General features: G+C 44.6%; 26 protein-coding genes. 4 read left to right on the forward strand and 22 right to left on the reverse strand.

Annotated elements, in window-relative coordinates; all coding sequences use genetic code 11:
- Positions 1-13 precede the first annotated feature (13 nt).
- Positions 14-613: a peptidylprolyl isomerase gene (locus G5B12_RS04020; RefSeq protein WP_118064474.1), complete on the reverse strand. Its 600-nt coding sequence runs from the start codon at positions 611-613 to the stop codon at positions 14-16.
- Between the two features lie 528 nt (positions 614-1141).
- Between G5B12_RS04020 and G5B12_RS04025 the strand changes: the two genes are divergently transcribed.
- A complete protein-coding gene (locus tag G5B12_RS04025; RefSeq protein WP_021978120.1) occupies positions 1142-1621 on the forward strand; it encodes an S-ribosylhomocysteine lyase in 480 nt (159 codons plus the stop codon).
- 119 nt (positions 1622-1740) lie between these two features.
- On the opposite strand, the gene G5B12_RS04030 is transcribed toward G5B12_RS04025, so the two are convergent.
- The 3 genes from G5B12_RS04030 to G5B12_RS04040 form a co-directional block, all read right to left on the reverse strand.
- On the reverse strand, positions 1741-2238 hold the full coding sequence (locus G5B12_RS04030; protein ID WP_021978121.1) for an SH3 domain-containing protein: 498 nt from the start codon (positions 2236-2238) through the stop codon (positions 1741-1743).
- Between the two features lie 122 nt (positions 2239-2360).
- Positions 2361-3365 (reverse strand): XdhC family protein, encoded by a 1005-nt coding sequence (locus G5B12_RS04035; RefSeq protein ID WP_174087781.1) that lies wholly within the window; start codon positions 3363-3365, stop codon positions 2361-2363.
- Between the two features lie 18 nt (positions 3366-3383).
- Complete coding sequence (locus G5B12_RS04040; RefSeq protein WP_021978123.1) at positions 3384-4538, reverse strand: aminotransferase class V-fold PLP-dependent enzyme; 1155 nt, start codon at positions 4536-4538, stop codon at positions 3384-3386.
- Positions 4539-4619: 81 nt separating this feature from the next.
- Here G5B12_RS04040 and G5B12_RS04045 point away from each other — a divergent pair, with 81 nt between their 5' ends.
- Complete coding sequence (locus G5B12_RS04045) at positions 4620-5840, forward strand: dicarboxylate/amino acid:cation symporter (RefSeq protein WP_021978124.1); 1221 nt, start codon at positions 4620-4622, stop codon at positions 5838-5840.
- Positions 5841-5952: 112 nt separating this feature from the next.
- Here the strand turns inward: G5B12_RS04045 and yedF are convergent, their stop codons facing one another.
- The 6 genes from yedF to G5B12_RS04075 form a co-directional block, all read right to left on the reverse strand.
- The gene (gene yedF / locus G5B12_RS04050; protein WP_021978125.1) at positions 5953-6564 is read right to left on the reverse strand and encodes a sulfurtransferase-like selenium metabolism protein YedF; all 612 of its coding nucleotides are present in this window, start codon (positions 6562-6564) and stop codon (positions 5953-5955) included.
- A gap of 66 nt (positions 6565-6630) precedes the next feature.
- Positions 6631-6822 (reverse strand): hypothetical protein, encoded by a 192-nt coding sequence (locus G5B12_RS04055; RefSeq protein WP_021978126.1) that lies wholly within the window; start codon positions 6820-6822, stop codon positions 6631-6633.
- Between the two features lie 2 nt (positions 6823-6824).
- Positions 6825-7469, reverse strand: coding sequence for a GTP pyrophosphokinase (locus G5B12_RS04060; protein WP_118064454.1), 645 nt, complete (start codon positions 7467-7469; stop codon positions 6825-6827).
- Between the two features lie 123 nt (positions 7470-7592).
- Positions 7593-8840 (reverse strand): DUF1015 domain-containing protein, encoded by a 1248-nt coding sequence (locus G5B12_RS04065; protein ID WP_174087782.1) that lies wholly within the window; start codon positions 8838-8840, stop codon positions 7593-7595.
- 90 nt (positions 8841-8930) lie between these two features.
- Complete coding sequence (bsh, locus tag G5B12_RS04070; protein ID WP_174087783.1) at positions 8931-9905, reverse strand: choloylglycine hydrolase; 975 nt, start codon at positions 9903-9905, stop codon at positions 8931-8933.
- Between the two features lie 46 nt (positions 9906-9951).
- A complete protein-coding gene (locus G5B12_RS04075) occupies positions 9952-11325 on the reverse strand; it encodes an MATE family efflux transporter (protein WP_021978130.1) in 1374 nt (457 codons plus the stop codon).
- A gap of 362 nt (positions 11326-11687) precedes the next feature.
- Here G5B12_RS04075 and G5B12_RS04080 point away from each other — a divergent pair, with 362 nt between their 5' ends.
- On the forward strand, positions 11688-11987 hold the full coding sequence (locus tag G5B12_RS04080) for a BMC domain-containing protein (RefSeq protein ID WP_021978140.1): 300 nt from the start codon (positions 11688-11690) through the stop codon (positions 11985-11987).
- Between the two features lie 16 nt (positions 11988-12003).
- Complete coding sequence (locus G5B12_RS04085) at positions 12004-12294, forward strand: BMC domain-containing protein (RefSeq protein WP_021978141.1); 291 nt, start codon at positions 12004-12006, stop codon at positions 12292-12294.
- Between the two features lie 259 nt (positions 12295-12553).
- Here G5B12_RS04085 and G5B12_RS04090 read toward each other — a convergent pair whose 3' ends face one another.
- Genes G5B12_RS04090 through G5B12_RS04145 form a run of 12 tightly spaced genes read right to left on the reverse strand, consistent with a single transcriptional unit; the run spans position 12554 to position 23024 of the window.
- Positions 12554-13138, reverse strand: coding sequence for a nucleotidyltransferase family protein (locus G5B12_RS04090; RefSeq protein WP_118064443.1), 585 nt, complete (start codon positions 13136-13138; stop codon positions 12554-12556).
- A 3-nt stretch (positions 13139-13141) separates the two neighbouring features.
- The gene (gene yqeC, locus G5B12_RS04095; protein WP_174087784.1) at positions 13142-13876 is read right to left on the reverse strand and encodes a selenium cofactor biosynthesis protein YqeC; all 735 of its coding nucleotides are present in this window, start codon (positions 13874-13876) and stop codon (positions 13142-13144) included.
- An 18-nt stretch (positions 13877-13894) separates the two neighbouring features.
- Entirely contained in the window at positions 13895-14725 is an 831-nt protein-coding gene (gene yqeB, locus G5B12_RS04100) for a selenium-dependent molybdenum cofactor biosynthesis protein YqeB (RefSeq protein ID WP_118064472.1), read from the reverse strand.
- Positions 14718-15539, reverse strand: coding sequence for a DUF975 family protein (locus G5B12_RS04105; protein WP_021978145.1), 822 nt, complete (start codon positions 15537-15539; stop codon positions 14718-14720). Before G5B12_RS04105 ends, yqeB begins: the two co-directional genes overlap by 8 nt.
- 3 nt (positions 15540-15542) lie before the next feature.
- On the reverse strand, positions 15543-16142 hold the full coding sequence (locus G5B12_RS04110) for a histidine phosphatase family protein (RefSeq protein ID WP_174087785.1): 600 nt from the start codon (positions 16140-16142) through the stop codon (positions 15543-15545).
- Positions 16135-16515 carry a bifunctional adenosylcobinamide kinase/adenosylcobinamide-phosphate guanylyltransferase gene (locus tag G5B12_RS04115; RefSeq protein WP_174087786.1) on the reverse strand — a complete coding sequence of 127 codons (381 nt, stop codon included), beginning with the start codon at positions 16513-16515 and terminating at the stop codon, positions 16135-16137. The genes G5B12_RS04110 and G5B12_RS04115 overlap by 8 nt, the downstream gene beginning before the upstream one ends.
- Positions 16516-16542: 27 nt before the next feature.
- On the reverse strand, positions 16543-17319 hold the full coding sequence (gene cobS, locus G5B12_RS04120; protein WP_174087787.1) for an adenosylcobinamide-GDP ribazoletransferase: 777 nt from the start codon (positions 17317-17319) through the stop codon (positions 16543-16545).
- Positions 17316-17843, reverse strand: a complete 528-nt coding sequence (locus tag G5B12_RS04125; protein ID WP_118064437.1) for a bifunctional adenosylcobinamide kinase/adenosylcobinamide-phosphate guanylyltransferase — start codon at positions 17841-17843, stop codon at positions 17316-17318. The genes cobS and G5B12_RS04125 overlap by 4 nt, the downstream gene beginning before the upstream one ends.
- 1 nt (position 17844) lies before the next feature.
- A complete protein-coding gene (gene cobT, locus G5B12_RS04130) occupies positions 17845-18897 on the reverse strand; it encodes a nicotinate-nucleotide--dimethylbenzimidazole phosphoribosyltransferase (protein WP_118064468.1) in 1053 nt (350 codons plus the stop codon).
- Positions 18897-19325 carry a GtrA family protein gene (locus tag G5B12_RS04135; RefSeq protein WP_021978151.1) on the reverse strand — a complete coding sequence of 143 codons (429 nt, stop codon included), beginning with the start codon at positions 19323-19325 and terminating at the stop codon, positions 18897-18899. The genes cobT and G5B12_RS04135 overlap by 1 nt, the downstream gene beginning before the upstream one ends.
- Positions 19306-20253 carry a glycosyltransferase family 2 protein gene (locus tag G5B12_RS04140; protein ID WP_118070121.1) on the reverse strand — a complete coding sequence of 316 codons (948 nt, stop codon included), beginning with the start codon at positions 20251-20253 and terminating at the stop codon, positions 19306-19308. The genes G5B12_RS04135 and G5B12_RS04140 overlap by 20 nt, the downstream gene beginning before the upstream one ends.
- The gene (locus tag G5B12_RS04145) at positions 20250-23024 is read right to left on the reverse strand and encodes a YfhO family protein (protein WP_174087788.1); all 2775 of its coding nucleotides are present in this window, start codon (positions 23022-23024) and stop codon (positions 20250-20252) included. Before G5B12_RS04145 ends, G5B12_RS04140 begins: the two co-directional genes overlap by 4 nt.
- Between the last annotated feature and the right edge of the window lie 66 nt (positions 23025-23090).

Raw genomic sequence — 23090 nt, forward strand, 5'->3', positions numbered from 1 at the left:
CCTCTTCCTCCTGTCAGTCAACCATGCGGATACTTTCGATCACCGGCTGCTGATCCTTGGCAATCGTTCCATTGCCATCAGATGGCTTGGCATCCTTACAGATCTTGTCAACAATATCCATTCCGGATGTTACATGGCCAAATGCAGCATAATCTCCATCCAGATATGTAGAATCAGACTGCACGATAAAGAACTGAGAGCTTGCGCTGTCCGGGTCTGTGCTGCGGGCCATGGAGATGGTTCCACGTACATGGGAAATATCGTTCTTCACACCATTATTGGAAAATTCTCCTTTGATCTCCTCATCTGCTCCGCCGGTTCCGTCGCCCTTCGGATCGCCACCCTGGATCATAAATCCATCGATGATCCTGTGGAAAGTAAGCCCGTCATAAAAGTTATCCTGTACCAATTTAACAAAGTTGGTTACAGTGATCGGGGCTGTATCCGCATCCAGTTCCACATCGATCTCTCCGTAGTTCTTCACTGTGATCGCTGCATGGTAGGTACCAGTAAGCTGCTGGCTGGTATCGATCACTGTAGTTCCTGCTGCGGAAGCTTTATCTGAACCATCATCAAATTCCGTTTCCGTACTGTCTTCTGCATTCTCTTCCACGGATTTTGTATCTTCAGCAGAATCTTCCGCGGATTCATTTTCAGCTGTGTCTTTTGAATCTCCTGACTCCTCTTCCCCGCTGTCTTCCAGTGAATCGGTAAATCCTGCCTGCTCAGCTTCCTCCTCGGAAACTGCTTTCGCTGCGGTTTCATCATCTACAGCAGTCTGTCCCTCTGTGCTCTCTTCCTCAAGAGTCATCTCCTGCTTCTGTGAAGCTGTATCCGAACTTCCGCAGCCCGCCAGCATTCCTGCTGTAAAAACTGTTGCAAATAATACTGATAAAACTTTATGTTTCACTTTATAAATCCTCCTTATCAGATCCCGGAAACTCTGTTATATTTTCTGTTTTTTGTTTTCCGGATGAGCTTTCCCGCTCTCCCCCTGTAAGCTTTTCTCAGTTTAACATTATCCTTTCACAAAGTCAACTTTACACAATCCCTCACTTGTATCTGTTTCCGTTCTCTGCTAAAATAACTGTTATGGTATCTTATATCATATAAGTTTTATTTCAGAAAGCGAGGAATCATCATGGAAAAAATCACAAGTTTTACCATAGACCACATCAAGCTTCAGCCTGGTGTATATGTTTCACGGAAAGATCCTGTAGGCGATCAGGTGATCACAACCTTTGACATCCGTATGACCTCTCCCAATGAGGAGCCTGTTATGAATACAGCCGAACTTCACGCTATGGAACATCTGGCTGCTACATTTCTCCGTAATCATAAAGAATTCGGACCGAAAGTAATATACTGGGGACCTATGGGATGCCGTACCGGAAATTATCTTCTTCTTAACGGAGATTATGAATCCAAAGATATCGTTCCTCTTATGATCGAAATGTTTGAGTTTATCCGCGATTTTGAAGGTGAGATTCCTGGTGCTTCCGCAAAAGACTGCGGTAACTACCTTGACATGAACCTGGGTATGGCCAAATATCTTGCAAAGAAGTATCTGAATGAAGTCCTTTATGATATCAAGCCGGACCGTCTTGTATATCCGGAATAGATCCCGGAAGATTTTACGAAAATAAAACAGACATTTACATTCTGTAAACATAAAAAACCCGGCATCTGCACTGGTTATTTACCAGAATACAGTTACCGGGGTTTTCTTTTCTGTGTGCTTTACTGTGCTGCCGCTGCAGTATCTGTCGTCGCTGCTGCCGCACCTGCCGGCGGTGTCGTGCTGACATAATCACCGGATGCATAACAAGTCTGTCCGTTATAGTCTACACGGATCCATCCATTGTCACAGATTCCTGTGCATTTCAGAGATTCTCCGGAAAGTACACCTGCCACGAACTCTGCGTCTGCGCTGGCATCGGAACGTAAATTCACACCTTCTACTGCATAATAGGTTGCATCCTGAGCCTGTACATTAATTCCGCTTGGTGTCTGTTCGGTTGCTGCTGCCTGGGCAGTAGGATCAGCTGCTGCTGTGGAATCGGCTTCCGCAGTTGCCTCCGGTGTCGGAGTAGCGGTTTCTTCCGGTGCTTCTGTGGGTTCCGGAGTTGGAGTAGAATCCACAACAGTCACAACAGCATCGGTACCTTCCGTAAATCCACATCCCTGTGCCATAAAAGCAGCACCTAGGATCAGCGCCAAAATACATTTTTTCTTCATTATTTATGGTCCTCCCTTATACGCCGGTATGAAATCAACTTCCCACCCGGCATCTTCGTCCAATCACATTACCATCAAATATACACGATTTTGGCATATTATGCAAGTCCTGCCCCATTCTTTCACACATTTACAGGCTCAAAAAGCACTTTTACAGTTCCTCCGCAGATCATTCCCATATCTCCCACGCCCTGTCCAAGTTCATAAACTCTGGTTTCTGTTGTATGCACATTCACTGCATGTTTTCCGGCTTCGAATTCTACTTTTCCGCCGCCAATGCTTCCTGCTGTTCTTCCATCCCGGAACACGAACATCTTACTTCCTGTTCCTCTTGGCGAAGATCCTTTCTTCTCGATAATGGTAACCATAGTCCCTGAAACTCCACAGCGCACAGCCGCTTCTACATCCTCATCACAGTATGTACGAAAATGTCTGTTTTTTTCCTGCACGATTTCTGCCATGATACTTACCGCGATCTCCGCCGGCATCTGTCCCCCAATAGGAAGGCCAATAGGGGCATGGATGCTGTTCACCTGTTCTTCCGTGAATCCCTCCTCAAAAAGTTTCTCTCTGGTGATCCGTACTTTTGTCTTACTTCCGATCATCCCGAAATAGGCAAATGGTCTCTTAAGGATCTGTCTTGCACAGGCGGAATCTCCCAGATGCCCTCTCGTCACAACCACATACCAGGCATTTTCGTAAGGAGGGATTTTTTCTGATAAGGTTTCAAAATCGCCTGTGATCCGTTCATCCACCTGAGGGAAACGCTCCTGCGTCACAAAATCTTCCCTGTCATCCATTACCGTTACATGAAATCCCAGAAGTTTTCCAATCTCAGCCACAGGAAGTGATACATGGCCGCCTCCGAGAATGATCAGCCTTGGATTCTTCTCATAAATCTCTACAAAGATCTCCTGGTTCTTTACTTTCACTACGCCTGTCTCCACCGCGGCAGTTACTGTTTCTTTCAGAAAATCTTCGGCTGCTTTTTCTCCTGTTTTATTATCCGGATAAAAGAAGCAGTCTTCTTCCGCAAGATATTTAAGTCCTGCATATTCTCCGCCAAGGATGATCCCTGTTCTTGTACGTCCTCTTTTTTCTACCACATCATATATTTTCTGATACATAACCTCAGTCCCTTCTTCTCAGTCCTCAATCTCTGATGCAAGTTTCCTCACTGCCATGGCAGCCATATCGATCTCTTCTTCTGTGTTAAAATAAGAAAAGCTGAATCGCACTGCGCCTGTTTTTTCTGTTCCCAGAGCTTTATGCATAAGCGGTGCACAATGTCCGCCGGACCGAACACTGATCCCGTATTCTTCTCCAAGTGCCATTCCAACTTCCCCGGAACCTTCATCTCCAATGTTCAGTGTCACCACAGGAGATCGGTCTTTCTGGGAAAAATCTCCGTACACCGTAACTCCCGGAATTTTTTTTACCTGGTCATAAAAACGCCACATCAGCATCTGTTCTTTTTCCCGGATCTGGTTCACTCCTGTTTCCTGGATCCATTCAAGAGCTGCCCGTAATCCGGCAATTCCGTGACTGTTCAGTGTCCCGGCTTCCAGTGCTTCCGGCATATCTCCCGGGTGTTCTTTCTGAAAAGTCAGGATTCCGCTTCCGCCCACTTTCAGGGGTTCTACATGAACCCCTGGGCGAACACAGATCGCTCCTGTTCCCTGTGGTCCCATAAGACCTTTGTGCCCCGAAAAACATAAAATGTCAATATGATCTTTTTTCATGGAAATCGGAAAGACTCCTGCTGTCTGTGCAGCATCCAAAACAAAAAGTTTTTTATGTTTTTTTGCGATCTCACCGATCGCACGGATATCATTCCTGTTTCCGGTAAGATTTGATGCATGGGTGCATATGATTGCTCTCGTCTCCGGCCGGATAGAACTTTCCAGTTCAGTAAGAGAAATCATTCCTTTTCGATCCGCCGGAAGAATGGTCAGATCCAGTCCTTCTTTTTCCAGCAGATAAAGGGGACGCAGCACACTGTTATGATCCATCTCCGTACAGATCGCATGGACTTTTTCTCTTTCCGGATGCAGGATCCCAAACAATGCTGTATTTAAAGCTTCTGTTGCGTTTGCGGTAAATGCCACACATTCCGGTCCTTCTGCATCAAACATCTGAGCGATCCTGCATCTTGTATCAAAAATAAGCCTTGAGGCTTCCATTGCTTCTCCACTGCTTCCTCTTCCACTGTTTCCGGCCTGCTGCATGGCTTCCACCACTGCTCTGGCAACACAGTCCGGTTTGTGAAAACTTGTAGAAGCGTTATCCAGATAAATCATGTCAAATCTCCTTGTGCTTTTTATAAAATAATCATATAATTGGTTTTGGCTTTATTTTATACTATCAGAGGAGGTTTTCCAATGAAAAAAGGATCTTTTTTCAAAAGTCTGCCTTTTAAACTCCTTGTGGCTGTAATCCTGGGTATCCTCTCCGGGCTTGTTCTGAACCGGTACAGCACAAACGGAATTTCCATGGCAGTTCTTAATATTGTTGTTACAGTCAAGTACATTCTGGGCCAGATTATCACCTTCTGTGTTCCGCTGATCGTTCTTGGTTTTATCGCTCCATCCATCACCAAGCTTGGCAAAAATGCTTCTGTAATGCTGGGCGTTGCCGTTGTCCTTGCCTACGGTTCTTCCATAGGTGCGGCACTTTTTTCCACAGCATCCGGATTTTTTATTATTCCACATCTGTCCATTCATTCCTATGCAGCAGGGCTAAAACAGCTGCCTGAAGTAATCTTCGAACTGGAGATTCCTCAGATCATGTCGGTTATGAGCGCTCTTGTTTTTTCGGTTATGATCGGTCTGGCTGCCACCTGGACAAAAGCGAAACTGGTCACCGGTCTTCTGGATGAGTTCCAGAAAATCGTTCTGGCTCTGGTATCAAGGATCATCATTCCCATTCTTCCGCTGTTTATCGGCTCTACTTTCTGCGGACTTGCCTATGAAGGTACGATTACCAGACAGCTGCCGGTTTTCCTGGAGATCATCGTGCTGGTTCTGGCCGGACATTTCATCTGGATGGCTTTTCTGTACATACTGGCCGGAATCTACTCCGGTGAAAATCCTCTGGAGGTTGTACGCCATTACGCACCTGCTTACCTGACTGCGGTAGGAACCATGTCTTCTGCCGCAACACTGGCTGTAGCACTTCAGTGTGCATCCCGGGCCAAACCGCTTCGCAAAGATCTTGTAAATTTCGGAATCCCTCTGTTTGCAAATATTCATCTCTGCGGTTCCGTTCTTACAGAAGTTTTCTTCTGTATGGCTGTTTCCAAGATCCTGTACGGCTCTGTTCCGACACCAGGAACTATGGTTCTGTTTTGTCTGCTTCTCGGTGTATTCGCCATCGGCGCTCCCGGTGTCCCCGGCGGAACTGTTATGGCATCCCTTGGCATCATTACCGGTGTGCTGAAATTCGACAGTTCCGGTACTGCACTGATGCTTACTATTTTTGCCTTGCAGGACAGCTTCGGAACTGCATGCAATGTAACCGGAGATGGTGCCCTGACACTGATGCTTACCGGTTATGCAAAACGTCATAACATTGAAGAACAGAATATTGATATTGAATTATAAAAGTTTCAAAAATGCCGCAGAATCCAAAAAATCTGCGGCATTTCCATATCATAAAGCGGACATTCCTGTTTCGCTTTGCTATCTTCCAGTAAACGACATCCTTTTATCCATTTTATGGGCGGATCACTTTACCTGCTTTTGTAAGTTTCTCTGCAATGGCATACATATTTGTTACAGTTCCCACTGCCGGTTCCTTCAGTCCATAAAAATTCACACAGGTTCCACATGTCAGGATCTCACATCCCTGCTCCTGCAGAGTTTTCAGATCTTCAATGCATGGGGAATCCGAAGCAGTAAGCTTCGCCCCTCCATTATAAAAAAGCATTACAGACGGCGGCGTCTCAAGCTGTGTCAGGGCATACACAAAGCCTTTGATAAGGATTGCTCCAAGCTCCGGATCTCCGTCTCCCATCTTATCGGAAGTGATGGCCACTGTATAATCCCCCTGTGGTACGGCTGGTGTGCAGACAATTTCCGGTTCTGCAGCAGTTCTGGCCTGCACGTCGGATTTCACTACCATATGGATCTCATAACCGTCCTCCGTCTTTCTGGAGACAAAACTGCATCCGGTACTTCCGGCAAGTCTGCTTAAGTTGTTTACCGCGGTCTCATTATCTACAAGAACCTGGATCTCATCCCCCTGTTCCGCTTTATCCAGGATCTTCTTGGTCATTACTACAGGAATCGGGCACTGTTTGCCCATTGCATCTACTGTATGTTTCATATTTCTTTCCTCGTATTTATATTGTTTGATCGGCAGGTTTCTTATTTCTGTTCCTGTCCGTATCTTTTATTTCTGCTCCAGTTCATGTGCCTGTCTGAAAATCTCACAGGCTCCTGTATTCACACATCGTTCATGTGCACAGTCCATAAAAGTCAGCTCTCTGCTTCCGTCTTCTCTCCGTGTATACTCGCAGCATACCGTCTCTCCACTGTTCATAGTGCGGCAGAATCCGGAAATAAACTCTTCTTCAATTTCCATTTCTATCCCTCAGTCGGAGATTCCACAACTTCGGAAGGTGCAATCTCCTCCAGCATTCCTGTTTCGTTATATGCTTCAAACTGTTCCTCGATTTTTCCCAGGATATCTGCATACTGACAAAATGCCTCTGCCAGCTCTTCCCTGTGTTCCGGAAGTTTCTTATAACAGACCCGGTGCTCCATACTTGCCCACAGATCCATGGTCATGGTACGCAACTGTATCTCTACCGGAAAATATTCCATCGTATCCAGATAATAGACAGGTACGGCAATGATCACATGATAACTCCTGTACCCGTTAGGTTTCGGATTCTGTATGTAATCCTTCTCCCGGATAAAAATCAGTTCACTCTGTCTTTTCAGAGCATTTACAAGGTTATAAATATCATCTATAAAATAGCAGATCACACGGATCCCCGCAATATCCCGGAGATAATCCTTGGCGTTCTGCACACTGTCCGAATGCCCCAGCTTTTCAAGCTTCTTCTCGATGCTTTTTTTGGCTTTGATCCGCTCCTGGATATTATGGATCGGAGATACGGACGACTTCTGGTACAGACTTCCATTGAGCACCTCGAGCTTAGCCCGCATGATCTGACATGCATTCTGATATGGCTGGATACAATCGTAATACTGTTCGTTTGTCATGAAAACCCCTCTTTCTCATTTGCTCACCATAGTTTATATCTTATAAAATAAATGTGAGCAATCTGTAGTGATTTCCTAAGATTTTCCTGACGAGTTTATTAAAATTTTATAAAAAAGCAATCATCAGTCTGAAAGTTTATGGATAAAAAGACCACTTCGAAGCTTTGGCTCAAACCATGTACTCTTAGGCGGCATCAGTTTCCCTTCATCCGCAATATTCATCAGTTCTTCCATGGAAGTCGGATACATGGCAAAAGCAGCGCCGCCAGTTTCATCCGCAACCGCAGCCAGATCCTTCAGTCTGTGATTTCCTCCCATAAAACAGATTCTCTCATCTGTACGCGGATCTTCAATTCCAAGTACCGGTCCCAGAACCTTATCCTGAAGAATGGATACATCCAGCTGTCCTACACTGTCTTTCTTCGCATAAATATCCGGATACGCTTTCAGATGAAACCATTCCCCATCTACATAGAAACCAAAGCAATGTTTTTCCACCGGTTTACATGGAAATCCCGGCATTGCCATCAGTTCAAAATTAAACTTCATACTTCCGATAAAAGCTTTCGGTTCCATGCCTTTAAGATCTTTCACAATCCTGTGATAGGGAAGGATCGTCAGCTGATCATAAGGAAATACCACAGACAGGAAAAAGTTAAACTCTTCTTTTCCTGTATAATCCGGATGTTCTTTTCTTCGTTTCTGTCCTACTTTTACGGCAGACGCTGCTCTGTGATGTCCGTCTGCAATATAGATGGAAGAAATTTCACCAAAAAGGCGATTGATTTTCTGAATCTTTTCCTCTTCATCCACGATCCATACCCGATGTGTAATTTCATCTTCCGAAGTAAAATCATATACCGGTTCATGGCTGTTTTTCCAGTTTTCCATCAGTACAAGAAGTTCTTCCGGATATCTGCAGGCAAGAAAGATCGGACCAGTATTGGCATCGCAGATATCCACATGGTGGATTCTGTCCTGCTCTTTATCCTCTCTTGTCAGTTCATGCTTCTTGATCACGCCATTCATATAATCATCGATAGAGCTGACGCCCACGATTCCTGTCTGGGATTTTCCCTTCCGGATCAGTTCATACAGATAATAATTCGGTTTTTCATCCTGTATCAGAGTTCCCTCTGCCTGAAAGCGATCCAAGTTTTCCTTTGCTTTCCGATAGACTTTTGCATCATAAAGATCGATCCCTGGATCCAGATCCATTTCCGCTCTGTCTACATGGAGAAAAGAGTACGGATTTTTTTCTCCAATTTCACGCGCTTCCTCTCTGCTCACTACGTCATAGGGAAGTGCTGCCACTTTCTCTGCTTTTCCCTCAGCGGGTCTTACTGCCCGAAATGCCTGAAATAAAGCCATTGTGTTTCTCCTCTCGTTCCTGCCCGTTTACTTCGGACAGTCATAAAATCATCCTGCTTATTCTAGCACATACAAAAAAGCTCTGCAATTTTAATTCTGCAGACAGATTTTTTCGCCCTGAAGAACCGGATATCTCACAGGCACAGTCCCATCCAGATCTTCATGGTGCATATGAACTGCAGAAATCTGATGATTTTCGTAAGTTGTATAATAATAAATTCCCTTATCACAGTTACAGCAGGAGGTATAAAGAGTGATCTCATATTTTCCTGGTTCTACCTCACAGCAGCCTCTCTGCTGGTCAACAGACCCCAGGATATGAAAGAACTGGCTGACGCTTTCTTCCTCGGAATCTCCGGAAAAAGAATGGTCTTTCACAAACGCTACTCTTGCAAACCTGGATGCGGAGGAAAGATCTCCCGGAAGTCCCAGTGCTCCCATGCCACGGCTGTAGGTTTTTAATCCCAGAGATTCGGAAAAATGATTTTCCGGCTGTCTGGGAGAAAGATGCATATAATTATTCAGCATAAACATCTGCTGGTCAAAAGGCGGATTATTCGTAAGAACGCCTGCCGGATTATCCCAGACATGAAGGCCGTCTGCCATGGATTCCACTGTGATTGCTTCTTCTTTATCCGCTATGATCCAGTGAAGCTGTGCACAGGGAAGCATTTCACTGAACGGAGTTTTTACAAGATTGATCTTTTTCAGGAGATCTTTTGCCTCCTGCACAGTGGCACATTTACTAAGGATCCACGGAATGAATTCAAACTGCGCCACATTTTCTTTTCCATTTTCTACCTCATTATATACAGCGTTTCCAACAAAATTAAGGCCTGCCATTCCAAGACCTTTTTCATTGACAGCATCATAATAAAGTGGATAATCTCCTGCTACGTGAGCCATGCCTATAATCGCATAATGGCTGGAAAGTTTCTCCATATGCCGAAACTCAAATGTATAATTTCTCGGTGTGATGGTGATCTCATCTCCATAAGAGAATTCGTAATCCAGTGTTCTTCCGAAGTAAAAGTCTTTTGTCTTATAAGTTGCTGCTGTACACATAAACTGTTCTCCTTTTTATTATTTTATTTGTTCTGTCTGCTAAAGTTTATTTGTTCCCGGTTCCTGGTCTTTCATTCAGTTCCGGCAGAACCGTTGCCAGCATGGTAAAAAAACATGCACATCCTCCTACCAGATTGGAAATCGGCTCTGCCCAGAATACACCGTCTGTTCCCAGGCCTTTCACATAGGGGAGCAGGATCGTCAGTGGAACTACTATGATCGCTTTTCGAAGCAGTGAAAAAAAAGTGGCTTTTTTTGCTTTTCCAAGTGCCACAAATACACTCTGGCCGGTAAACTGCAAAGCCATAAAACAGAACCCGAAAAAATAAATATGAAGTGCCGGAACGCCCTTTTCAAGAAGTTCTGGATCACTGTTGAATATACGGATAAAAAATTCCGGCATCAGTTTCAGGATTCCCCAGCCTGCCAGTGTATAGATAACACAGACTGCTGTGATAAATTTAATTGCTTTTTTTACCCTGTCATAGGCTTTTTCTCCATAATTAAAACTCATAACCGGAGAAGCACCTGTGGTCAGCCCGTGAACCGGCATGGTAAAAATATCACGGACAGAGTTCAAAACGGTCATCACTCCCACATAAATATCTCCACCCCAGGTCTGGAGTGTCGCATTACAGACTACCTGCACCAGGCTGTTGGTAAAAGCCATAAAAAATCCGGACATTCCAAGACTTACGATGTCCCTCACACGTTTCCAGGAAATTTTGAAGGCACTTTTTTTCAGGTTCAGAACTGCTTTTTTCCCACATAAAAAACGTAACACCCATACTGTGGAACAAAACTGGGAAATGATTGTCGCCACAGCTGCCCCTCTGACTCCCATATGAAATCCAAAAATAAAAAGCGGGTCCAGGATAATATTTAACACTGCTCCGATCAGGATTGTAAACATTCCTGTGTTTCCAAATCCCTGGCTGTTGATAAACGGATTCATTCCCAGTGTGATCATTACAAACAGTGTCCCCAGAAGATAGATCTTTATGTAGCTGGCAGCATAGGGAAATGTGACATCACTGGCCCCGAATGCATAAAGAATAGGCCTGTAAAAAGCAAGCCCCGTAACAGTAAGAACTGCCCCAGCCCAGATCAGCATGACAAATGTGTTTCCCATCAGCATCTCCGCTTCTTTTTCATTGCCTCTTCCCCGTTCCATGGAACAGAGTGGGGAGCCGCCATTTCCAAACAGATAGGTAAATGCGGTAATCAATGTAATAATCGGAAAACAAAGTCCCACTCCCGTCAGTGCGGTAGCTCCAATCTCCGGAATTCTTCCGATATAGATTCTGTCTACAATATTATACAGAAGATTCAGAATCTGCGCGATGATCATCGGTACAGCAACCTCCATAATATTCCGGTAGACATTTCCATTTGAAAAATCTGTCTGATGCGTCTGCATTTTTTCACCTTCCTGATATTTCTAAAATTCACAGATTCCTGGGTCAAGCGGATATTCGCAATCCGCTTCGCTACGTAGCTCTACACCAAATAACTGCTCCGCAGTTTATCAGGAGGCGCTTGCACTCCTCCTGATACAAGCAAGTCCCCACCCACTGCTTATTGCTTTTCGCAACCCCGCAGGGGACTTACTTGATTTGGTTAAATTCCGGAATCTCTTTTTTCAAACATAACTATACTATATATTTCTTGCCATTTCCACAAAAAACGTATATAATAAAACCATAAAAACGGTAATGATTCCAGGCGAAATCGGTCAAAAAACCACACAACAGAGAATCAGCCCGGATGGAGGTATATTTTATGGATAACATTTACAGCGGCATGGCCGTAGGTGTCTTTGAACTGGATAACCTGGTTGCCTGTTTTGTTGCTCTTGATGCTGCTTCCAAGGCAGCTAATGTTAAAATTCAGAGTGTTGAACGTAACCGTCTGAAAAGCGGTGCCTGTGTAAAGATGCGTGGTTCTGTCTCTGATGTGAATGCAGCTATGGAGGTCGCTCTGGAAGCAGCCAGACCTCTTGGCAAGGTCGTTTCTCATACTGTGATCGCTTCTCCTTCTGAGGATACAGAGATTGCGCTGAAAATGACGATCAACAAGTAAAGGGGGGGACTGATTTATGAATTATGGTGCTTTTGGTTTGGTTGAGGTTGTCGGCAGTAGCAATGCGATTCTTGTGATCGATCAGATGCTGAAGACTTCTGATGTTTCTTTTCTTACATGGCAGACGAAATGTGGCGGCCACGCGACTGTTTTTTTGACTGGTGATGTTTCTGCTGTGACTGCTGCTGTAGACAGTGTGAAGGGGAATCCTCCCTGTGAGATCGTGGCTTCTGCTGTGATTTCCAATCCTTCTGAGGAGACAGTGCGGCTGGCTGAGGAGGAAGCGGTTAGGAATCATTTTATGTAAGTATAATAGTATAATATAAACGTACGCAGGGAACCGCCCTGGCGTATCGGGAAAGGCTTCGTCGTCCGCTGAATTCTAAGGCGCTGCGGCTTCTGCAGAACATCCCGATACGCCAGGGCGGTTCCCTGCTGGCTTTCTTTTTTCCGATAATACATCTAGCCGACTATTTATGTACTTGTACATATAAAAAGCGTAAGTTATAGCCAAAAGCCTCTCGCTGCCACTACTAAATTCCAGGTGCCGCACGCCAGACGGTACCTCACCGGCGTCCGTCCGCCACATCCACATCCATTACTTCCCTCCCATCCACCACCCTCATCACAGCCACATCCTTCCGATTCCGCACAACCACTCTCTTCCCTCCAACATCCCCCTCAAGTCCCATCAACTCTCCATAATACCTCTCCGAAAAAACACAGGGATTTCCAAGTTTCCCATCATACTCCACACAAGCAATCCCTTTCCCCTCTTTCAAAAACACCTCCAAAAGCGCAAGGATCGTCTCTCCCCGAAGCCATGGCTGATCAGAGACTGTAAAAAGGCAGGCATCCATCTCTCGATTTCTACTGAGTCCGATTTTCAGAGAAGAAGAAATCCCCTCATCCGGATGTAAATTATAAAGCACCTGCGCTCCACATTTTTCCGCTTCTGCCGCTATCTCCTCATACTGAGTTACCACCGTAATTTCACAGGTATGCTTCTGCTCTTTCAGCGCTTTTCTCACCCTCATAAGTTCCGAAAGAATATGCCGGTACATCGGTTCTCCTTCAATGGTATACAAAAGCTTATTACTCCCAAACCGTCTGCTGTTTCCCGCTGCCAGCATGATCAGTCCCAGCTTCATCTCTCATTTCCTCCTTATTCCATGAAACTTCCGGCATATTTCCTGCCGTTCCATTATCTTTTTCAGGCTTCCACACACTGCTTCTATGCCTGCTTCCCGACACTTCTTAATGATATTTTCAGCCACACCTGAAGATTCCAGCACATCTGCCTTATTAAAATATACCAGAAAACTTTTTTCACCCACATTTTTACGCAATCCATTTTCCGATGACGCAATCTTTACAACATCTTCCCACATCACTGGCTCATCTGTCTTTTTCCGTAGAAATTCCGCTACATCCTCCGGACGATGTGCAATATCACAGATCTTTTTTCCAATGCAATCCAGCCCTGTCACACCCACTACAATATCTGCAAATTCCGGAATTATCGGTTCGTGCACAGCAGGAACTTTCAAAGGTAATCTCCTCGCACCATCTGCTTCTACAAGAAGAAGATCACAAAAACCGGACAACCTTTTCAGGGTTTCCGGTTCAGGACCGGAAATTTTCGGCTGTCCGGCTTTATGTTTCGCCGCGATCACATATCCATATTGTTCTATAAGCCTGCAAAGTTCCTCTGTATCCTCTGCATCTGCAAAAGGACGGTCCTCTTCCCATGCCATGTGGGTGGTCGTTGTCACGATCACACGTTTTCCCTGTCTGGAAAATTTTTCTACCAGATAAAAAATCAGGCTGGTTTTTCCTCCACCTCCTGTAAAAGCAGCTGTCAGGGTCCCTTTCTCTTTTCTGTTCATGACATACTCCACATATTTTTAGTTTTCTTCTGTTTTAACATCAGGAAGTATCCCGCAGGAAAGCAATACTTCCAGTACCCCTCCGGCAATGCATCTTGCTTTATCCGAAATAGTAAAACAGTTTTTTTTCTGTTCCGCTCTCGGATCGATATCTGCAATTTTCATCCCTTTAAAAACAGGATATCCGTCACGGATCAGCCCCCGGATCACGCCGGATATCGTTGCTTTCACAGGAACGTTCCCAACCATGGCAATGATCTGGTCTTTTTCTACGATATCTGCGATCCTGCTGATATTCTTCATTTCACCGGCTGCCGGTGAATGGATCACTCTTTCTTTTCCGATTCCCGCGATCAGACCAGGCACACCTGTATTTGGAAGCGCACTGCCTTCTTTTATGATCCTTCCCAGATTGTGGCCCCGCATGGTTTCGATCACATAATCCACATCTTCTCCTGCGGTAAACCCAGGTCCAAGACCTACTGTCACTGGTGCCATATCTCTGTTTGTCCCGAGATTTTTTTTGGCGAGGATCGCATCGATCACTGCTGCCGGCGAAAGTTCCCGGATATGTTTTCCCTCCGTATCTGTCAGAAGGGGAATTTCTCCTTTTTCCCAGCAGCTTTTGCACTGTGCCGGAATTTCCGTTTCCGGGATCCTTCTGCACACAACGCCTTCCACTTCCGAAGTTCCGTCATAAACGGCTTCACAGAAAGCTACATGACGGCGGATGGCGCTTGGCCGGTCGCATTCCAGGATCAGAATGTGATAGCCGCTCTGATGAAGTTTATGGATCACGCCGGTAGCAAGATCGCCGCCGCCACGTACAAGGATCATTCTGTCAGTCATAATAGTAGTTTCCATTTCCATACACCCGCTGTCCGTTATTTCCCGGCATCCCTGCTGCCAGAGCATCGTAAAGTTCCGCATAGGTCGCATCCTGATATGGAGATACATAGAACAGACCTACCAGTCCAAAGGTGATCGTGGAAAGGATATTCCATGGAATAAAGGAAAGATCCAGAACAAACGTATTCCACTTCTGTCCATACATCATATCACGGCTTCTTGCAAAAACTTCTTTTCTGTCCATATCCGGATATTCCGCAAGAAGATACGGAACCATCTTATATTCATAAGACTTTATGATTCCCGGGATAATAAACAGTAAAGACCAGAGAAATGTAAACAGATCCCGGAAAAACATGGTTTTTACCACATTTCCATAATATCCGGAACGAAATGCGCTGAGCAGTTTGCCGACACCTGGAACTGCGTACAGATTTTCAATATAAAAACTGCGACCTCCTACTTCAAATACATTGCACACAAAAATCTTAAGTAATGTCCCGATCAGTGCCGCGGCAACCACTACCCCGGCTCCTACCAGCGCAAAGATCAGTGCCCACGGAGAATACGATCCGCCAAACATATGACCTGCATAGGAACTGAAACCATTGGAATTATAGGTATTAACCTGATAACTATAATCCGAATTCATTACATTGCTGGCGCCACTTTGAACTGCGCCTTTTCCACCGGATGCCAGCACAATGGCAAGCACCAGACTGACCAGAACTGCTGACCAGTAATTTTTACGAAAAGCCTGTTTTGCACGCCATTTCAGATCACTGCGTGTCCAGCTGATCATCTGTCCATTCATTTTTTAACCCTCCATATATGCTTCACAGACTGTAAACTCCCTGCGTCCTTTTTGCCAGAGATCCTGGTCCAGTTCAACCAGATAACCGCCGCCGTTTTTTACATGCCATTCATAAAACGGTCTGTGTCTGTCCGCATATTCTTCCATAATATTCATAATGGTTCCACCATGGATCACCAGCGCCGCTGTATCCACATTTTTACGGATACACTGTGTCACGGCTTTCTGAAATCCTGTCAGGCTGCGATATTTAAAGCCTTCTCTGCTCTCTCCGCCCGGAAATGGCATTGTTCCATTGCTGTCGATCCATTTCTGATAATTTTCATTTCCGGCAAGCTCTTTGTAATTTTTATTCTCAAACTCTCCAAAATCACATTCCGAAAGTTCTTCTATAATGTGGAGCTTCTTTCCCGGAAAAAAAATTTCTGCCGTTTCCACACAGCGGAGAAGTGGACTTACAAACAACTCCTCCGGCATGGGATAGGAAAGTTTTTTCAGAAATTCCCGGCCTTCATCGCTCAACGGCTCATCCGTTGTACCGATATAACGCGAAAGCTTGTTTCCCGGAGTCTGACCATGACGTATCAGATATAATTTAAGCATTTTTCAGCACCATCCCGATCCCACATACAACTCTTGTAACCCTGCTGCTCTTTCCCGCAAGTTCCGTACAAACACGGCCTACAGCCTCCCGATACTGCCGTTCAAAAGCATCGGCCGGAACGATCCCGTATCCGACTTCCTCACTGACCAGGATTACACCCGGATTTTTCTCCGCAAGTTTTTCTGCAAGACCGGACAGATCCTCACCTGATTTCAGGCACTTTCTTATGTACTGATGAAACCCAAGAACCCCTTCTGCTTCCAGAAGTTCCTCTTCTGTAAGCTCTGCACCACATTTCCATTTTACATCGGGAAACTTTTTTTCTGCATAACTGCTTTTTCCCTGATAAGCACCGCCGATTATCATTTCCATATCTTTTTACCTCATTCCATCTTCATTTCACAGAATAACAATGCCACTTATCCCAAGTACCAGAGCCATCACAACCTCACAGATACAAAGGAAAAAACCTGAAAGATCTCCAGTCGTTCCTCCAAAATATTTCATAGCCATGTGATGATACCACCAGAATACCAGCAGTGCCGTTACTGCCGCAAGCGCACCTTTTACCGGATTGATCCATATCATCAGTACTGCCAGTGCTGCAAGCATTACGATCAGAACATTTCGTGCCACAATCTCCAATGCATTCCTGGAAAACTCTGCTACGGTTCCATTAGTCCTTGCTTTTGGAAATATGATCACGCCAATTCCGGAAAGGCATCTGGACATCATAAATCCAATACTCATGATACAGATTCCATCGTGATCACCAAGTAGCTGGCTCCAGGCACCCAGCCACAGGATAAAATAAACGCAGGCTGTGATAATGGCAAATGCTCCTGCATGCGAATCTTTCAGAATCTCCAGCCTTCTTGTACGCTCCTGCCAGGAACTTAACGCATCCGAAGTGTCCAGAAGTCCGTCCACATGGATCCCACCTGTAACAAAGACCGGGATCACCGTAAGGATCACTGCAAGAAAAAACGGTTCCATCTGTGCATGACTTCCCAGCACACATCCCACAAGCCAGATCAGAATACCAATGGCTGTTCCCACAAAAGGAAAGAAACACATCATATACTTCATGTTTTCTTTATTCCAGTCTACCATAGGTGTGGGAATCTTGGAAAACATGGCAAATGCCGCTTTAAAACTATTCCATACACTTTTCATGCTTTCTCACCGCCTTTATGCCAGACCGGGATTCCGTAGACCACTTCTACAACAGCATCCGCCATTTCAGCCAGATTGCAGTTGATCTGTCCCAGCTGTTCCTTATACTTTTCGGATTCTCCTTCATAGAGAATTCCATCGGAAAAAATTTCGTTGGTAACGATCACCACGTGTTCTGCCTGTGAAAGAAGATTTCTTACTCCTTCTGTGATCTTTTCGGAAACCTCCGGATGAAATCCATCTTCCCGGAACATTTCATTTGCCACCAGATTGGACATACATTCAAGAAGCACTACACAATTCTTTGGAAGTATCAACTCATCCAGCTCTGTGTATCTCTCAATTGTCTCAAATCCTTTTCCTGACCGCATCCGGCGATGTCTTCGAATGCGGCGGTGACTTTCTTCATCAAAAGCCTGCATGGTGGCAATATAGATCCTTCTCGACTCTCCAAAAGAAAGGACTCTGTCCTCCGCAAAAGCAGACTTTCCGCTTCCGCTGCCTCCTGTTACAACAACCAGCATCTTATTTCAGCTCCTCATACTGTTCTACATTGATATCTCCAAAAGTACTCATGGAATTATATACTGCACAGGAAAGATCCATCAGTGGAAATAAGGCAACCGCTCCGGTACCTTCTCCAAGGCACATTCCCGCATGGATGATCGCTTCTTTATCCAGTTCTTTCAGGATCAGGTGTGCTGCCGGTTCTTTGGATACATGAGAAGCAATGATATAATCACTGACCTGAGGGCAGATTTTTACTGCGATCAGGGCAGATACACAGGAAATAAATCCATCCATCACAACCGGCATACCTAATGCCGCTCCACCGATAAACACACCGGTCATTCCTGCGATATCCAGTCCACCAACCTTTGCCAGCACATCGATCACATCTGCGCGGTCCGGATTGTTCAGGGCAATGGCCTTTTTGATCGCGTTGATCTTTCGCACAAGCCCCTCACCGGAAAGTCCGGCTCCTCTTCCTGTCATATCTTCTACCGGTTTCCCGAGAAGTACAGATGCCACAGCACTGCTGGTGGTCGTATTTCCAATTCCCATTTCACCGGTGGCAAGAACCTGGTATCCTTTTCCCTTCAGTTCCTCGGCCATGGCAATTCCCGCTTCAATGCCCTGGATCGCCTGTTCTCTCGTCATGGCAGGTTCTTTCGTCATGTTCCTGGTTCCGTAGGCAACCTTAAGATCTGTACGGACTTTTGTATCCGTTACCATTCCAACATCCACAGGGAAAAGTTCCGCACCACACTGCCGGCACATCACACAGCAGGTTGTGGTTCCCGCCAGGAAATTTTCGGCTACAATTGCGGTAACTTCCTGTCCTGTCTGAGTCACGCCTTCCTCTACAACACCATTATCTGCACACATGGCAACTACTGCTTTTTTTTCCACACGGACATCCGGTGTTCCTGTGATCCCGGCAATCTGTGTCAGCATATTTTCAAGTTCGCCCAGGGAATGCAGAGGTTTTGCAATACTGTCCCAACGCTGTTTTGCCCCTTCCATGGCCTTTTCATCCAGCGGACGGACTTTTTTTACTGCTTCTTTTAAAGTCATCATTTGCTACCTCCCGTTTTTTTACCTGTGGTAAAGATTATAAATTTACTAAATATATAATTCAGCACCAGCACAATAAACTGGGTGCAGAATTTTGCAACCATATCGTGAAATCCCAGCACAACTGCCAGCAGCCAAACACCTCCAACTTCAATCACCATTGTCACAAGACGCGCACTTACAAACTTCAGGAAAGGCCGGATATGATCCGCAAGAGTTGCACACTGATCATGAAATACAAATCTGGAATTCACAACATATGCAAACAGGATCGCCAGGATGATCGATACTACATTCGCCGCCATCAGAATAATGCCAAGCTCTCTCATAATATAAAAGCTTACCAGATTTACCAGCGTTGTACAACCACCCCAGAAAATATAACGGATCACATCATTTTCATATAATTTAAGAATCCGTTTTTTCATTTTCATGACCTCCTTGTATGATTCTGGATACAATATATCTTGGCCGGCGCTTCACTTCTTCATAGATCCTTGCAATATAATATCCGATAATTCCAAGGCTCATCATCACCGCACTGCCGATAAACAGCATCACGATCAGCAAAGTCGTGTAACCCTCTACTGCATGTCCGGTAAAATATCTCACCAGTGAATAGATCAGCAAGAGCAGAGAACATATGAAACAGCCACCGGCTCCTATCGTTACAAACTGCAGCGGAAGCGTTGTAAAAGCCACGATATTGCGAAATGCATAACGGATCAGGCTTCCGGTAGACCATTTAGACTCTCCTGCTTCCCGCTCCTGCACCTCAAAAAGCACAGATGTACTTTTAAATCCAACCCAGGATGAGGTTGCCCGAAAAAACATGCTCCGCTCTGGCATAGAAAGAACGCTTTCCACAGCTTTCCGATCCAGAAGTTTAAAGTCTGAAGCATTCTCCATATTAAATCCGGTTGCCCTGGACATGATCCTGTAAAAAAATCCTGCACTTTTTCTGTGAAACACAGTTTCTGTTCCACGGCTCTTTTTTATCCCTTCTACAACTTCATAGCCCTGTTCCCATAACCGATACATTTTTACAAGAACTTCCGGCGGATGCTGCAGGTCACAGTCCATAACAGCCACTGCGTTTCCTGACGCCTGAGCCAGTCCTGCGACAATTGCAGCTTCTTTTCCAAAATTTCTGGAAAAATGTACACCAGTCACATTTCTATCTTTTTCTGCAGTTTCCTCAATTATTTTCCATGTCTGGTCCGTAGAACCATCATCTACAATAACCAGTTCGTAATTGATTTCGGCTAAATCCAGGATTTTTTTCAGCGTCCGGCAGGTTTTTGCCAGCATCTGTTCTTCATTATACGCAGGCAAAACCACCGATAATCTGCTCATTTTTCCTGATTTCCCCTTTCTCTTTGTTTCTTTGGCCTCCGGTAAAAGATTCCGATCATCAAAAACAGAAACAGCCCTGATACACTCAGGTACATTCCCGGTATCACATATGGTGTACAGTAGGTAAGCTCAATGCTGTGTTTTCCTTTTTTCAGCTCAACCCCCATATACATACTGTTCGCCTGAACCAGTTTTGCTTTCTTTCCGTCCACATATGCTGTAAATCCTGCATTATATGGGATTGAAAACACGAGGAACTTATCTGAAGATACTTCAATATCTCCGGTAAGTTTATTAGTTTCGGTCTTTATATTATGAAGACTTTCTTCTCCAAGCCGGTCTGTCTGTTTTTCCACAGAATCCATAGGCTGGCATACCAGATAAAGATCATCAAATGTATATTCCCCAGGAGTAGAAAATGTCAGCGTTATAGTTCCTGCGCTGTAATTTTTATACCCCATATTCAGAAGAAAATTATGGCGGCCACTGTATCCGTTATATTTGTCTGTAAAAATCCGGATGGTTTTGTCCACCGCTCCCAGAGAAACCTCTACTGCGGATTCTTTACTTTCTTTCCAGTAGCGCCAGTTGTCATCTTCGTGAAGTACCGTATTCTTCTCATATTCTGTAAGAGAATCCCACTTTCTGTCACTGATCCGGGCACGCGGTGAATATGCGTTGAAATCCAGATTTTTCGCCACAAGATAGACTTCTGCATCCGGTTCTCCCTGATATCCTATAGAAACCTTGGCATTTTTCTTTGTTACAATGATCTTTCCATCTTTGATCTTACAGCCTTTTCCTGCTTCCAGTGTAAAATCTGCTTTCTTGTCATCAAAGGTAAGGTCTGTTTCCGGAAGGCTGCTGCTTTCAATGACAGCTCCCTGAAGAAGAGCCTGCTGTTTTTCTGTTACAGAAAGTTTTTCATATTTTTCCCTTGGGATCCAGGTATCATACGTATAGCCCAGAGGAAGCGCATCCTCATCTTCGTAGATCCTGTACTTCTTTGTAGTAACAGCTTCCTGATCATATCCATAAGGAACGTAGCCATATCCGTTCTTTTTGATGGCAAAATATTTCACAGCAGCTAAACGGTCCAAAATGGTCCTTCCGTCCAGATTATTGTAATGATAATCCCATGGTGTATTCAGGTACATTTCATCGAAGAAACGACTGATATTTCCATTGGCCACACTGAAATAATAAGAAGTACTGTTAGTTCCCATATACATGGCAGTATTTACGTAAGAGCCCGTTTTGTACTGATCATAACGGCTGACTGAAGAATCTTCCAGCTTCTGGATCGCTTTATCCGGCCCGGACTGCAGTGCCTCCAGTGCTCCGCCCTTTTCTTCAAACTCTGACAGATAATCTTTTTCATAAGAATACTGATATGACACATTCAAAAGAATACTTGCTATCAGTACAGTAACGATCATTCCACAGAGATATTTTCCCTGCACAAAAATATTTCCATAGGAAACTACTGTAAACACAGCCAGAACCAGCAACATTACAGCCATGATATTCCGCTCTGTACGGGCTGTTTCCGAAAAAAGTGCAAGCACACAATATCCCAGCAGCATAATAAAAATCCGTCTTTTTTCCTGTATCTGTAAGGCAAACAGTTCCGGATATGCCTGCACCAGAATATAGGCGATCAGCATTCCATATGCCCAGATCCAGCGGTTGGATACATAGGAAAATCCATTGAGCACATGTCCTGCAAAAGGAATCAGCAGGAACAGATTTAAAAGTACAAATCCCAGTTTCAGTCCTGTATATTTTTTTCTTTTGGAAAAAATCACAAACACGCCTGCCATGGCAACTGCGGAATATCCAGCAACTCCCCACTGGATCATATTCTCACCAATCAGACAGCCGAGATATTTTTCGTAGTAAATGCGGTCATAAAATAACGGGACATAATTCTGTGCCTGAAAACGTTCTGTTCCAAACAAAGTCATCACCACAGGCAAAAAAATCGTCGCAGCGATCATCAGTGCCACCAGATAGAAACCTGTAAATTTCAGGAACCACTGAAATACATCTTTCACGGAACGTTTCCGGAATAAACCGAAATACCGAAATGCCGCATACAGCACCATGAAGATACTGATCATATAAAAGAAATAAAAACTTGACATTGCCGCTACAGCCGTCGCACAGATAAAAAGGTGCGGCTTCTCTTTTTTATAAACTTTTTCAATTCCCATAAGAACCAGCGGCAGGTAGATCATAGGATTGGAAAAGTAAGGATGTTTCATAGACGCATAGATCGTCCATCCCGCATAAATATAAACAAGACTTCCGATAAATGTGGCCTGTTTCGGATTCTTGCGGTAAAAACAATAAATACTGAATGTGATTCCCGCAAGATAGATTCGAAGAAAGATCAGAATCTCATACAAAATCTCCGTATTTTTTTCCGGTACAAATACAGAAAGTAATGTCAGGGGATCACCGATCACATAATAATGAAGTGTTGTCAGAATATCAGATCCGAAACCAATATGCATATCCCACATAGGGAAGAAAATTTTATGATCTATTACCAGTGTTTTCAGTACATTCCGCAGATATTTCCCATAATAGGCAAGTGCATTAATATGCTGCGGAACACCGTCATGGCTCCAGATCAGTGATTTTCCGTTGAAATAAAAACAGCCATAAATAAACAGTGAGATCACTGCAAAAACTATCGTATACAGAATATAAAAATCTGCTTTTTTCTCTTTTCTGGATTTCTCCTTCGAAAAAAATCTTCTCATGTTGTATATCTCTCCTGTATATGAAAAAGGCCTGCGGTGCGCTAAACACCGCAGGCCTGTCACCTA

This window comes from Blautia sp. MSK.20.85, from assembly GCF_013317245.1.
Lineage (GTDB): Bacteria > Bacillota > Clostridia > Lachnospirales > Lachnospiraceae > Blautia_A.